We start from the raw sequence: 13,256 nt of genomic DNA on the forward strand, positions 1-13,256 counted from the left end.
GGAGGGTCAATCCTAGACTTTATTCGCTATAAAGATAAATATTCGCTATACAGAATAAAGGAGACAACATGAAGACCGGATTACCCCTGCTTCAATCCTCATTCTCGTCGCGGGCGGCCAGCTTGGCTGCGGCTGCCTTTATGGCTTTGGGCTCAGGGTCGGCCCGTGCCGAGCCTGTCTACCCGTCCAAACCGATAGAGGTGATCGTGGCGTCCTCGGCGGGCGGCATCCTGGACACTATCGCGCGCACGGCCGCGCACGGCATCGAACGCCTGGGCCAGCCTGCCGTGGTCAAGAACCTGCCGGGAGGCGGCGGCACCATCGGCACTCAGGCAGTGGCGCGCGCGCCGGGAGACGGCTACACCTTGGGGGCGGTAGCGACCAGCCACGCCATCAATCCCAGCATGTATTCCAAGCTGCAGTACGACACCGCGCGCGGATTCAGCAACATTACGCAAATGGTGGAGCTGACCAACTTCCTGGTCGCCAATCCTGCGGTCCCCGCGTCCAACCTCAAGGAGTTCATCGCGCTGGCGAAGTCCAAGCCAGGCACCCTGACATACGGCTCTGCGGGCGTCGGACAATCCAATCATCTTTCAGGCGAGTTGCTGCAGCAGGCCGCCGGCATCAAGCTGGTGCACGTGCCTTACCGGGGCAGCGCACAGGCGTTGACGGATCTGCTCGGCGGGTCGCTTTCGGTGATGTTCGTCGACGCGCTTTCGGCCGAACCCTATGTAAAGTCAGGAAAGCTGAAGCTGATCGCGATTACCGGATTGGAGCGGTCGCCGGCCTATCCCGACTATCCCACGCTGAATGAATCCGGCTTGCCGGGGTTCAACGGCAATACCTGGCTCGGCCTGGTTGCGCCTGCCGGCGTGCCCAAGAACATCGTCGACAAATTGCAGGGAGCGGTGCGCGCGGAGTTCGAGGATCCCGTCGTGCGCAAGCGTCTGCTGGGGCAGGGCGTCATTCCGGTAGCTTCCGCGCCGAAGGCTTTCAGCGAGTTCCTGGACGGCGAGATGAAGCGCTGGGACCAGGTCATCAAGACGGCGGGCATCGATGCGAACTGAAATGATGGAAGACATGAACATCGTGGGCGGCGCGTCACCGCAGGCGCTGGCAGGGGCGGCGCGCGCGGCCGCCGTGCTGGAGGCGCGCAGCGTGGCCATCGTGGGCGCTTCAGCCGATCCGGGGAAGATCGCCGGCCGACCTTTGGCCTACATGCTGTCGCGCGGCTTTGTCGGCAAACTGTTTCCGGTCAATCCGACGCGCGATCAGGTGCAGGGTCTCAAGAGCTATCCCTCGTTGGCCGCGATAGGCGAGCCGGTGGATCTGGCCATAGTCGGTACGCCGGCGGGGCTGGTCGAGGATGTGATCCGCGAGGGCGCGGCCGCGGGCGTCAAGGCGTTCGTCGTGTTTTCTTCGGGCTTTTCCGAAACGGGCGAAGAAGGCGCGGCGCTGCAACGCAGGCTGGGCGAACTAGCGCGGGCCCAAGGCGTCACGATACTCGGCCCCAACTGCCTGGGCGTGGCCAATAGCGCCACCGGACTCATCGCCTCGTTCACCACCGCACTGGAGGAAACGCCAATCAAGCAGGGCGGCTTCGCCTTCGTCAGCCAGAGTGGCGCGTTGGGCGCGTACTGGATGGACATCTGCCTGCGTTCTGGCCTGGGATTCAGCAAATGGATCACCACCGGCAATGAGTGCGACATGGATGCGGCGTCGGCCATTGCCTATCTTGCCGACGATCCGCAGACGCGCGTCATCGGACTTTACGTCGAGGATATCCGCGATTCCCTGGCGTTCCGACGGGCGCTGCTGCGCGCGGCGGCAGCCGGGAAGCCGGTCATCGCGATCAAGGCGGGCCGCTCGCAGGCGGGCGCGGCGGCTGCTGCTTCGCATACGGGAGCGCTGGCCGGCGACGATGCCCTGTATGACGCCTGCCTGCGTCAGCATGGCGCGCTGCGGGTGGATTCGCTGGGCCAGATGATGGATGTGGCCCGGCTGTTCCTGTTCGACAGCGTGCCGCAGGGCAAGCGCTTGGCCGTCATGTCCGTGTCGGGAGGCGCGGGCGTGCTCATCGCGGACGAAGCCGAACGCTGGGCGCTGGAGCTGCCCGCGCTTGCGCCGCAGACGGCCCAGGCGCTGGCGCCGGTGTTGCCTTCCTTCGTCAAGGCGGCCAATCCGCTGGACCTGACCGGCAATGTGGTGCAGGACACCGCCAGCATTTCAAGGGCGCTGGAGGCCGTGGCGCGAGACCCGGGCAACGACGCCATCGTGCTGTTCGTTGGCCTGATGCACAGCATCGCCACGGCGTTCACCGACGCCATCGCCCAGGCGCGCCAGCGTACCCATCGCCCCATCGTGGTGATCTGGATCGGCGCCAAGGAAGAGTCGGTGAGTGTGCTGGAGCAGGCGCGCATACCCGTGTTCCGCGATATCCCGCCCGCGGTTGCAGCCCTGGGCGCTGCTGTGCGTCTGAACGGCTTGCGCCATGCGGCGCTGACGGCGCCGGCGTTGCCGGCACCCCGGTGCGATGCGATGCCGGCCGCTAGTATCGCGTTTCTGCTTGAGTGGGACAGCAAGGCGCTATTGCGCGAACTCGGAACCGCCGGCATCCCCGACGGCGTGCTGGTGGACGGCGATATGCCCGACCGCTTGCCCGCGCCCTTGGCTTACCCCGTCGTCGCCAAGCTGCAGGCCAGTACTGTCCTGCACAAGAGCGACATAGGCGGCGTGGTACTCGGCATCATGGACGACGAGCAATTTCGAGCAGCCCTGCTGCGCCTGCGCGCAATCGCCAGCGACAGGGGCATCGACGCGAGGGGCATCCTGCTCGAATCCATGCAGCGCTTCGACCACGAATTGCTGCTGGGCCTACGCCGCGACGTCCGATTCGGCCCCACCTTGACGCTGGGCCGCGGCGGGGTGGAAGTGGAGCTCGATCCCGACGTGGTCTGCCGTTTGCTGCCGCTGGACGCACAAGGCATCCAGGAAATGATCGAGGGCCTGCGCTCGGCCAAGCTGCTGCAGGGGTTTCGGGGGCGCGGCGCCGTTGACCTGCCAGCTCTGGCTCGGCAGATTGCGGGGTTGTGCGAAGCATTCCTGGCGCGGCCGGACCTGGCGGAAATCGAGATCAATCCGCTGGCAGTGGGCGAGGGGCAGGCCTGGGTGCTCGATGCGGTCGTGAGCAGGTTTGAATGACGGCATCCTCGCACCATGTGCTGGTTCACGACGCCGCTGGCGTCCGTACGCTGATCCTGGACCGTGCGGCCAAGGCCAACGCCCTGAACGTGGAAATGCTCGACGTGTTGCGGCGCTCGATTGAAAGCGCCCCGGCCGCAGGGATTGGGCTGATCGTTCTCCGCAGCGCTTCGCCCTCCCTGTTCTGTGCCGGCGGCGATATCGAGGAGTTCGTCCGCAGTGCGGCGTTGTTGCAAGCGCAGGGGCAGGGCCTGCGTGAACTGATGGCCGCCATGGCGCGCTCGCCGGCTCCCGTCCTGGCTGTCGCCCGAGGCAAGGCGGCGGGGGCCGGCGTCATCCTGCTGGCGATGACGGACATCGTCATTGCCTCGGCGGACCTCACGCTCGCGTGCCCGGAAATCGCTTTCAACATGTACCCCGTCATGGTCCAGACCGCCCTGGAAACCAAGATCAGCGGCGCGCGGGCCCGCCAGTTGTGCCTCAGCGGCCAACTGCTGAAGGCCGAGCCCGCCCGCGACCTGGGACTGGTGACCGATGTGTTGCCGACCGAGGACTTCGAGCGGCTTTCCGCCGAGCGCCTGGCGTTCTACATCGCGCGCCGCGAGGCGCTGGTCATTGCCCGCAAGGCGCGTTTGTTGCTGGAGCCGCCCGATTGCGCCGTCGGACGCATCGAAGCGCTCGAGCCCCTGATGCACGAAAACTTCGCCAGGCCCGGCGTGCAGGAAACCATACGCGGCTATCTTTCCAGCATGCGCGCCAGGCGCTCCGGTTGATATGCCCGCCGGGTTTGTGCGGGCAGGCGCTCTATGCCACAATTTTTGCTCTTTTCTATCCAGAGAAATTCTCTGTCTTCAGAATGACGACCGAACAACCGGAAAAACTCGTAGGTGCTCTCGTGGGCGGATTACGCGTCCTGCGCTACCTGAGCGCGGCGCCCTCGGGCGTGGGGGTCACCCGCGTGGCGCGCGACCTGCAACTCAATTCCAGCACTTGCTACAACTTCCTCAAGACGCTGGTATATGAAGGCTTGGTGTCGTTCGATGAAGCCACGAAAACCTATTCCATCGCGTTGGGGCTGGTCGAGCTCGCCAAGGGCGCGCTGGAGCAGGGATCCTACGTGCGGCTGGTGCATCCGCATTTGCGCGATATCGCGCGCAGCCACGGCGTGACTGCGACGCTCTGGCAGCGCACGTCCAATGAGCGCGTAGTGCTGGTGGACCGTGCCGACACCGACAGTTCGGTGCGCGTGCACATGAGCGTGGGCCAGCGACTGCCCATGTACATCGCGGCGCTGGGCCGCTGCATGGCGGCCCATTCCGGGCTGGATGACAAGGAATTGCGGCAACGTTTCGACAACCTGAGGTGGGACGACAAGCCGCCTTTCAAGGACTATATGGAAGGCGTGCGCGACGCCCGTGAAAAGGGTTACGCGGTGGACGCCGGCAACTACGTCAAAGGCGTCAGCACGGTTTCCGCCGCGGTGCTCGACGAATTCGGCAAAGCCGCCATGGCCATCAGCGCCGTTGGCTTCAGCGCCCAGGTTTCGGGCGAGGCGCTCGAGCGCCTGGGCGTTGACCTGCGCGACCGCGCCGCGCTGATCTCCCGCGCACTCTCGGGCGGCCGCGCCTGATTGCCCACCGCTGACGCCACGCTGCCCGTGTCGCCGTGCGGGCAGCGCGGCCGCTGCCCCTTCCAGCGCGGGAAAACTCCCTGAAAAACCCGATTGACGTTCTCGAGAACCTTTGCTTATGATTCATCTAACCGTACGGTTAGTAAATTAACTGACCGATAACTTATATGTAACAGCATGGCGCCAAGGCAGGCGGCGTGGAATCAAAAATAGCGGTTGTTACGAGGAGGCAATGGTGGCTAGCGCCAACAAAGAGCAGTTGCTGGACGCATACCGGCGCATGTTGCGCATCCGGCTGGCCGAGCTCCGGCTCGGACGCTTGTTCGCGGACGGGGAGGTGCCCGGCTTCATCCATCTGAGCATCGGCCAGGAGGCCGTCGCCGCTGCGATGGGTATGGTGCTGCGGGCGGACGATACCGTCGCCTCGACCCACCGTGGCCATGGTCATGCCCTGGCCAAGGGCATCGACATCGAAGATTTCTTCCTGGAGCTGATGGCGCGCGAAGAGGGTATCTGCAAGGGCCGTGGCGGTTCGATGCACGTCGCCAACCTGTCCATCGGCATGCTGGGGGCCAACGCCATTGTCGGCGCCAGCATACCGATAGCCCTGGGCAGCGCACTGGCCCATCAGGTACAGAAAAAGGACTGCGTGGCGGTGGCCTTCTTTGGCGACGGCGCCATGGCCGAAGGCGTGCTGCATGAAAGCCTCAACCTGGCTGCGCTGTGGCGCCTGCCGTTGCTGTTCCTGTGCGAGAACAATGGTTGGGCCGAGTTTTCTCCCACCCACAAACAGTTCGTGGCGCCGCTGGACAAGCTATCGGCCGCCTTTTCCATTCCCCACGAAAAAATCGACGGCAACGACGTGTTGGGGGTGGCCGACGCCGCCAGCGCGGCCGTGGCGCGCATACGCGCCGGTGAAGGTCCGCGGGTGCTGGAGTGCATCACTCACCGTTGGCGCGGCCACTATGAAGGGGATCCCCAGAAGTACCGCCCTTCCGAAGAGATCGAGGGCCTGGGCGAGCATGATCCGGTAGCGCGCTTCGAAGCGGTGCTGGATCAGAACGGGGTCGCCAAGGCGCAGCGCGAACAGGCGTTCGAGGAGGTCCAGGCCCAGGTCGAACGCGCGGTCGAACGCGCGCGCATGGGGCGCCAGCCCGTGTGGGAGGACGCGCGCAATGATGTCTACACCATGAACGAGGCGAACTGAGATGGCTGAACTACGTTTTGCCCATGCCATCAACCGCGCGTTGGCCGAGTGCATGGAGGAGGATCCCACGGTGTTCCTGTTCGGCGAAGACATCGCCGAAGCCGGAGGGCCGTTCGGCGTCACGCGCGGGCTGCATGCCCGTTTTGGCCCGGACCGCATCCGCGATACGCCGATTTCCGAAGCCGCCATGGCCAACGCGGCAGTGGGAGCGGCTCTGTCCGGTCTGCGTCCCGTGCTTGAAATCATGTTCATGGACTTCATGACGCTGACCATGGACGCGCTGGTCAACCAGGCGGCCAAGGCTCGCTACATGTTTGGCGGGCAGGCCAGTGTGCCCATGGTGGTGCGGACCCCGCATGGCGGCGGCATCAGCGCGGGGCCGCAGCATTCCCAATGCCTGGAAGCATGGTTTGCCCACATTCCGGGCCTGAAAGTGGTGTGCCCCAGCAACCCCGCCGATGCTTATGGCCTGCTGAAGTCAGCCATTCGCGATCCGGACCCGGTGGTGTTCGTGGAGAACAAGGCCTTGTATGCCCTCAAGGGCGAGGTGGCCGATGATGCCGGACCGATACCGCTGGGCCGCGCCCGGGTTGCACGCCCGGGCCGAGACCTGACCGTGGTGAGCTACGGCGCGACCGTGCACAAGGCCTTGCGGGCCGCCGAGACCCTGGTTGCCGATGGCATCGAGGCCGAGGTGCTGGATCTGCGCAGCATCCAGCCCTGGGACGAACAGGCGGTGCTGGCATCGCTCGAACGCACCCACCGGCTGCTCATCGTGCACGAAGCCGTGGAGGCATTCGGGGTCGGCGCCGAGATCGCTGCACGAATGGCGGACATAGGTTTCGACGAACTCGACGCGCCCATCGCTCGTGTCGCGGCGCCCTTCGTTCCGGTGCCATTCGCTCCATCGCTCGAAGAACAGTACCAGCCCCAAGAGGCCGATGTCATAGCCGCCGCGCGCAAGCTCTGCGCGTGAACCCAGGAGACAGCATGAACGAACCCAGCATTCTTGCCGAAGTCCGCAATCGCGTCGGCATCATCACCATCAATCGGCCGAAGGTGCACAACGCGCTGGACATTCCAACCTTGATCGAACTGGAACGGGCTTTCGCCGCATTGGAAGCCAGCGACGACTGCCGCGTCATCGTCATCACGGGCGCCGGCGATAAGTCCTTTGTGGCGGGAGGCGACCTGGCCGACCTGAATTCACGCCAGGGGCTGGCGCACTACCAGGAGTTCGCCGAGGATATCCATCGCGTGTTCCGGCGCATCGAAGTCAGCGACAAGCCGACGATCGCTGCGGTCAACGGCTGGGCGTTGGGCGGCGGCACCGAGCTGCTCCTGGCCATGGACCTGCGCATCCTGGCCGATAGCGCCATGATTGCGCTGACCGAGATAAACCTGGGCCTGTTCCCGGGGGCGGGCGGTACGCAGCGCATTATCCGGCAGGTCGCGCCTTGCCTGGCCAAGGAGCTGATGTACACGGGCGGGCGCATCAGCGCCGCCGATGCGGTGCGCATGGGCCTGGCCAACCGCGCAGTTCCGAAAGACGAACTCATGGCGCAGACTCTGGCGCTGGCGGAGCAGATAGCAGGCAAGTCGCCGCTGGTGTTGAAGCTGCTCAAGCGCACGCTGCGCGACGGCGCCGACATGCCCCTGGCCAATGCGCTGGCGCACGAGCAAGCCATGATAGGCCTGGTGCTGGACACGCGCGACGCGCATGAGGGCATCGGTGCATTCCTTGAAAAGCGCGAAGCGCGCTTCGCGGGGCAATAGCCCATGGGCGCGCTGAATGACCTGCTGATGCCCAAGCTCGGCCTGACCATGACCGAGGGCATGTTGATCGAATGGAGCGTGGCCGCTGGCGACCAGGTCAAGGCTGGCGATCCCTTGTTCGTGGTGGAGACCGACAAGGTCGCCAACGAAATCGCGGCGGAGGCAGACGGGCAGATTGGCGAGATCCTGGTGCAGGCGGGCGAAACCGTTCCAGTCGGCGCTGTGGTCGCGCGTTGGACGGGCCCGGGCCAGCGGGCGGAGCAGGAACCCGGCCTTGCTGCCAGGGAGGAGGCAACCGTCATGACCAAGCCGGCCGTGCCGGCGTGCGTCGAGCCGGCGCCAGTCGTGTGCGGCCGCATCGTGGCCACGCCGCTGGCGCGGCGCCTGGCCCGTGAACTGGACGTGGATCTGGCGAAGGTCGGCGGCACGGGGCCTGGCGGACGCATCAAGGCGGCCGATGTGCGCCAGGCGGGAGCGCCGGCGGCGCTGCCGAAGAGCGCCGACGAACTGACGGTTGCGGCAAAGGACGTCGGCCAGCGAGTCACCGCCAGCGGGCTGGTGCAGTCCATGGCCCGCCGCATGACGCAAGCCAAGCAGGTACCTCATTTCTATCTCTCGGCCGAAGCGGAAGTCAGCGAGCTGCTCGCCTTGCGCGGCCGGTTGAATGGCCAAGCTGACGCACCCCGGTTGACCTTGAACCACTTCGTCATCGCCGCGGTGGCGCGGGCGCTCGAGGCCTTGCCGCAACAGAACCGCATCTGGAACGACGACCATATCGTGCAGTTCCAGGCCATTGACGTCGGTGTGGCGGTCACGACCGAGCGCGGGCTGATGGCGCCCGTCCTGCACGGGCTGGCAGGCGCCACGCTGGACGGCGTCGCACGGCAGTCGGATGCATTGCTCGAACGCGTGCGCTCGGGCAATGCCACCCGTGAGGACATGATTGGCGGCGCCATCTCGATTTCCAACGCGGGCATGTTCAACGTCACATACATGACGCCCATCATCAACCCGCCCCAGTCGGCCATCCTGGGCGTGGGCAGCATTCGCGAGATATTCCGGCCCGACTCGCAAGGCGCGCCCGCGCTGCGGCGCGAAATGGGCTTGGTGCTGGCAGCGGACCATAGGCTGCACGACGGTGCGGGCGCACTGAAATTCCTCAATCACGTCATCGAATTGCTGCAGGACCCCTACCGGCTGCTGCGTACCCATACTCAAGGATAGATCACATGGACTTTTCGCTTTCGGACGAGCAGAAGCTGATAGTCGAGACCGCGCGCCGCATTGGTGAAACGTATGGCGTGGAATACTGGTACGAACAGGACCGCAAGAACGCGTTCCCCCAGGCGTGCTGGCAAGCCATTTGCGAGGCCGGCCTGGCAGGCGCGGCGCTGCCCGAGGAACATGGCGGATCCGGCCTGGGCATGGTGGAGTTGGCGCTCATCGTCGAGGAACTTTCCGCAGGCGGCGGCGGTTCGACGCTGGGCCAGCTATTCATGATCAATCCCATCTTCGGCGGCGTGCCGATTTCCAGGTTCGGCAGCGAGCAGATGAAGCGCGAACTGCTGCCCGGCCTGACCAGCGGCAAGATCAACTTCTGCATGGCGCTTACCGAACCCGATGCCGGCACCAACACGCTGGCCATGAAGAGCTTCGCCGCTGCCCAGCCCGATGGCAGCTGGCGCCTGGATGGACGGAAGATCTGGATCACCGCCGTGGATGCCGCGCAGAAGATGCTGGTCGTGGCGCGCACTGCCAAACCCGTCGAAGGGGCGCGGCCAACGGACGGTATCTCCATGTTCATGATCGACGTCGAACGCGAGGGCTTGAGTTACTCGGCCATCGAGAAGGTGGGCACCCAGACGCTCAGCGCATGTTCGGTGTTCTTCGACAATGTCCGCATCGAAGCACATGAACTGGTGGGCACGCTGGACAAGGGCTTTCGCGAATTGCTGGACGTGCTCAATACCGAGCGCATCGTGACGACTGCCAGCCTGGTCGGCGCGGGCAGGTTGGCGGAGCGCCTGGCGGTGCAGTACGCGAACGACCGCAAGGTGTTTGGCGGCAAGCCCATCAGTGCCTACCAGGGTCTGCAATTCCCCCTGGCGCAATCGCATGCGGAACTGCAGTGCGCGCGGCTCATGAACCTGAACGCGGCCTCGCTGTGCGACCAGGGCTTGCCCTATGGCACCGAGGCCAACATTGCCAAGCTGATAGGCTCCCAGGCTGCCAGCCATGCCATCGAACGCAGCATGCAGACGATGGGCGGCATGGGCTATGCGCGTGAATTCCATGTGGAGCGCTTGTGGCGCGACGCCAGGCTGTTCAAGTTCGCGCCAGTGTCGGAAGAAATGATCCTGAACTACATCGCCATACACGATCTCGGCATGCCGAAGTCATACTGAAGCGCCAGAATCGAGATGCGGGACCGGCCCAGGCCGCCACCCGCGCCGAGCCGCCATCCAAGGGAGACCCACCATGCTCAATCTGAGCGCAGCCATCGCCTATCACGCCCGGCGCACCCCCGATCGCGCCGCCATCATCTATCGCGATGAAGCCATCAGCTATGCCGACTTCCATGAACGCATCCGCCAGGCGGCGGCGTTGCTTCAGTCGCATGGCATAGGCCGCAACGACGTGGTGGCGCTCTTCATGAAGAACAGCGCCGCCTTCCTGGAACTGGCGTTTGCGGCCAGCTACCTGGGCGCGGTGTTCCTTCCCATCAACTACCGGCTGGCGGCGCCCGAGGCCGCCTACATTCTTGCCGACGCCCGCGCCAGGCTGCTTTTCGTGGACGAGGAGTTCGCGGAGGTGGCGGCCTTGGAAGTGCCGAAGGTAGTGCTGAACGCGGAGGGCCAGGCCGATTCGCGCAGTCTTGGCAAGCCAGGGCGGGAAGTGCCAGAACCGGCCGCCACGGCACAGGACGACCTGGTCCGGCTGATGTACACGTCCGGCACCACCTCGCGTCCGAAGGGCGTGATGCATACCTACGGCAACCTCCACTGGAAATCGATCGACCATGTGATCGCGCTGGGCCTGACGCACCAGGAGCGCCTGCTGGTGGTGGGCCCGCTTTATCACGTCGGCGCCTTCGACCTGCCAGGTATCGCGGTGCTGTGGGTGGGCGGCACACTGTGCGTGCACCGAGAGTTCGACCCGGAAGCGGTGCTTGCTTCCATCGAGCGCCATGGCCTCACCTGCGGCTGGATGGCCCCTGTCATGTTGAGCCGTGTGCTGGCCGTGCAGCACCCCGAACGGTACTCCCTCGATACCTTCGGCTGGTGCATTGCCGGAGGCGAAAAGACGCCGGAATCCCGCATCCGAGACTTCACCCGCGTGTTTACCCGGGGACGCTTTATTGATGGCTTCGGCATGACGGAAACCTGCAGCGGCGACACGCTCATGGAACCCGGCCGTGAGCTCGAGAAGATAGGTTCAACCGGGCGTGCATTGCCGCATGTGGAGATCCGCATTGCGGACAATGAGGGCCGCTGGTTGTCCGCCGGAGAGAAAGGCGAGATCTGCGTGCGCGGGCCCAAGGTGACCAAGGGCTACTGGAACGCACCCGAGAAAACCGCTGAAGCTTTCTTCGGAGATTGGCTGCGCAGCGGGGACGTCGGCTACCTGGACGATGAGGGATTCCTGTTCGTCACCGACAGGACCAAGGACATGATCCTGACAGGCGCGGAGAACGTGGCCTCCAGCGAAGTCGAGGCCGTGCTCTACGAAATGCCGCAGATCGCCGAAGCCGCGGTCATCGGCGTGCACGACGAGCAGTGGGGCGAGCGGATCACTGCGGTGGTGGTGCTCAACCCCGGGCACACGCTGACGCTGGAAGAGCTGGACCGGCATTGCCGCAAGCGCGTGGCCAACTTCAAGGTGCCCCGGGAATTGAAGGTGGTGGAGGAACTGCCGCGCAATCCTTCCGGCAAGGTCCTCAAGCGCGTGCTACGCGATCGCTACAACGGCTGACACGCGGCAAACACATAAGAAGGCAGGGGGAGAAGACATGAGTTTGGCCAGAAAATTCGCGGCGTTTTCGACGGGTCTGACCGTCGACAGCCTTCCTGAACCCGTGGTGGAAAAGGCCCGCGCCTGCGTGCTCAATGGTTACGGCATTGCATTGGGCTCGCATCCCACGCCGTTCTTCCGCGTGGCCGAGGGGGCCGTCCTGGCGATGGACGGTGAACGTCCCGGCGGCGCCACGCTGCTTGGCAGCGGCCGCCGCAGCACGGTGGCGGGTGCGGCGCTTGCCAATGCCGCGCTGTTCCATGGCAGGGCGCAGGAAGATACCTGCGGCGTGGCACATTTCGGCGCCATCCTGCTGCCGCTCCTGACAGCGCTGGTGGAGCACGGCGAAGGGGCCATGGAGGATTTCCTGCCCGCATTGGTGGCAGGCTATGAGATCGGCGGCGCATTGGAATCTGCCTATTCGGCCCGGACGACCGCCGCAGGCTTGCGCGCTTCGCCGCTGTACGGCACGGTCGCCGCCGCGACTGCCGTTGCCCGGTTATGGCGCTTGTCCGAGGACCGCACTGCCGCGGCGTTGTCCAACGCCGCCTCGTTCACAGGCGGCATCCTGCAGTCTTTCGGCGATGGCACCGACGAATGGCGCTACCAGGTTGGTATGGCCGGGCGCAACGGGCTGGCGGCGGCGACGCTGGCGGCCCATGGTTCCGTATCCGCGGACGGCGCCTTCGAGGGCAAGTCCGGCTTCGCACGTGCCTTCGTCAGGGCCGAATGCGATGTCGCTGCCATAGCCGGCGGCTTGGGCAAGGACTGGTCGCTGCTCAAGGTGACTTTCAAGCCATACCCCGTCTGCGCACTCAACCAGACGCCGGTCCGCGCCTGCCTGCGGCTGCGGGACCTGCTGGGCACGCGCGCCAGCGCCCTGAGGACCCTGCGCGTATACCTGAACCCTACGGTCGTGGGCTATGCGGGCATGGACAAGGAGGGACCGTTCCAGAGCATTTCCGGAACGCTCATGAGCACGCAGTTCTGCGTTGCCACGACCTTGCTGCATGGAACGCCAACCATCGCGCTTATGGCGCGATTCGGCGACACGGCCGTGGCAAGCCTGATCCCGCGGATCCGGCTGCATGCCGACGATGCTCTCGGCTTGCTGGCCTGCCGCCTCGAAGCGGAACTGGAGGGTGAGAGCGAACCTCTGATAGTGCGGCTGGACACCGACCACACGGAATACAGCTACGACCGGACCCGGGTGTCCGCGCTGATACGCGGCATCGGCGAAGAGACCGGTGTGGCGCAGCGCGCCTATGACCATATCGAACGTTTCGCGGCCGAACTGCCACAGGCGGAAATGGCAGACGTCCTTGCCGCCTTCAAAGAGATCCAGACGGCCCGCTGAGAGGCCAGTGGATGGCGCTTCGAGAATTCGGGGCGCGTCACTACAACGTGCAAGAACCTAGGAGGAGACGA

The 13,256-nt window shown here is 65.1% G+C and carries 11 protein-coding genes; all 11 read left to right on the forward strand.

The genetic code is table 11. From position 1 onward, the window contains the following. Positions 1-68 precede the first annotated feature (68 nt). The 11 genes from DXK93_RS16650 (at position 69) to DXK93_RS16700 (ending at position 13,185) form a co-directional block, all read left to right on the forward strand. The gene (locus tag DXK93_RS16650; protein WP_054457858.1) at positions 69-1,070 is read left to right on the forward strand and encodes a tripartite tricarboxylate transporter substrate binding protein; all 1,002 of its coding nucleotides are present in this window, start codon (positions 69-71) and stop codon (positions 1,068-1,070) included. 1 nt (position 1,071) lies between these two features. Beyond that, complete coding sequence (locus DXK93_RS16655) at positions 1,072-3,204, forward strand: acetate--CoA ligase family protein (protein ID WP_119450628.1); 2,133 nt, start codon at positions 1,072-1,074, stop codon at positions 3,202-3,204. Beyond that, the gene (locus DXK93_RS16660; RefSeq protein ID WP_119450629.1) at positions 3,201-3,977 is read left to right on the forward strand and encodes an enoyl-CoA hydratase/isomerase family protein; all 777 of its coding nucleotides are present in this window, start codon (positions 3,201-3,203) and stop codon (positions 3,975-3,977) included. The genes DXK93_RS16655 and DXK93_RS16660 overlap by 4 nt, the downstream gene beginning before the upstream one ends. Positions 3,978-4,060: 83 nt before the next feature. Then, positions 4,061-4,834, forward strand: a complete 774-nt coding sequence (locus DXK93_RS16665) for an IclR family transcriptional regulator (RefSeq protein ID WP_054457855.1) — start codon at positions 4,061-4,063, stop codon at positions 4,832-4,834. Between the two features lie 235 nt (positions 4,835-5,069). Further along, positions 5,070-6,041 carry a thiamine pyrophosphate-dependent dehydrogenase E1 component subunit alpha gene (locus tag DXK93_RS16670; protein ID WP_119450671.1) on the forward strand — a complete coding sequence of 324 codons (972 nt, stop codon included), beginning with the start codon at positions 5,070-5,072 and terminating at the stop codon, positions 6,039-6,041. 1 nt (position 6,042) lies between these two features. After that, positions 6,043-7,017, forward strand: coding sequence for an alpha-ketoacid dehydrogenase subunit beta (locus tag DXK93_RS16675; RefSeq protein ID WP_119450630.1), 975 nt, complete (start codon positions 6,043-6,045; stop codon positions 7,015-7,017). Positions 7,018-7,031: 14 nt separating this feature from the next. After that, positions 7,032-7,817, forward strand: a complete 786-nt coding sequence (locus DXK93_RS16680; protein ID WP_119450631.1) for an enoyl-CoA hydratase/isomerase family protein — start codon at positions 7,032-7,034, stop codon at positions 7,815-7,817. Between the two features lie 3 nt (positions 7,818-7,820). Beyond that, a complete protein-coding gene (locus tag DXK93_RS16685; protein WP_119450632.1) occupies positions 7,821-9,041 on the forward strand; it encodes a dihydrolipoamide acetyltransferase family protein in 1,221 nt (406 codons plus the stop codon). Between the two features lie 5 nt (positions 9,042-9,046). Next, on the forward strand, positions 9,047-10,222 hold the full coding sequence (locus tag DXK93_RS16690) for an acyl-CoA dehydrogenase family protein (RefSeq protein ID WP_054457850.1): 1,176 nt from the start codon (positions 9,047-9,049) through the stop codon (positions 10,220-10,222). A 73-nt stretch (positions 10,223-10,295) separates the two neighbouring features. Continuing rightward, complete coding sequence (locus DXK93_RS16695) at positions 10,296-11,789, forward strand: long-chain-fatty-acid--CoA ligase (RefSeq protein WP_054457849.1); 1,494 nt, start codon at positions 10,296-10,298, stop codon at positions 11,787-11,789. 37 nt (positions 11,790-11,826) lie between these two features. Then, positions 11,827-13,185: an MmgE/PrpD family protein gene (locus tag DXK93_RS16700; protein WP_119450633.1), complete on the forward strand. Its 1,359-nt coding sequence runs from the start codon at positions 11,827-11,829 to the stop codon at positions 13,183-13,185. Positions 13,186-13,256 lie beyond the last annotated feature (71 nt).

The organism is Achromobacter sp. K91, from assembly GCF_003576205.1.
GTDB classification, from domain to species: Bacteria; Pseudomonadota; Gammaproteobacteria; order Burkholderiales; family Burkholderiaceae_B; genus Achromobacter; species Achromobacter aegrifaciens.

Excerpts from the sequence above, each read along its gene's own strand:
- DXK93_RS16665 (WP_054457855.1), top strand. The coding sequence starts at position 4,061 with ATGACGACCGAACAACCGGAAAAACTCGTAGGTGCTCTCGTGGGCGGA.
- DXK93_RS16675 (WP_119450630.1), top strand. The coding sequence starts at position 6,043 with ATGGCTGAACTACGTTTTGCCCATGCCATCAACCGCGCGTTGGCCGAG.
- DXK93_RS16685 (WP_119450632.1), top strand. The coding sequence starts at position 7,821 with ATGGGCGCGCTGAATGACCTGCTGATGCCCAAGCTCGGCCTGACCATG.
- DXK93_RS16655 (WP_119450628.1), top strand. The coding sequence starts at position 1,072 with ATGATGGAAGACATGAACATCGTGGGCGGCGCGTCACCGCAGGCGCTG.
- DXK93_RS16690 (WP_054457850.1), top strand. The coding sequence starts at position 9,047 with ATGGACTTTTCGCTTTCGGACGAGCAGAAGCTGATAGTCGAGACCGCG.
- DXK93_RS16650 (WP_054457858.1), top strand. The coding sequence starts at position 69 with ATGAAGACCGGATTACCCCTGCTTCAATCCTCATTCTCGTCGCGGGCG.
- DXK93_RS16695 (WP_054457849.1), top strand. The coding sequence starts at position 10,296 with ATGCTCAATCTGAGCGCAGCCATCGCCTATCACGCCCGGCGCACCCCC.
- DXK93_RS16680 (WP_119450631.1), top strand. The coding sequence starts at position 7,032 with ATGAACGAACCCAGCATTCTTGCCGAAGTCCGCAATCGCGTCGGCATC.
- DXK93_RS16660 (WP_119450629.1), top strand. The coding sequence starts at position 3,201 with ATGACGGCATCCTCGCACCATGTGCTGGTTCACGACGCCGCTGGCGTC.
- DXK93_RS16700 (WP_119450633.1), top strand. The coding sequence starts at position 11,827 with ATGAGTTTGGCCAGAAAATTCGCGGCGTTTTCGACGGGTCTGACCGTC.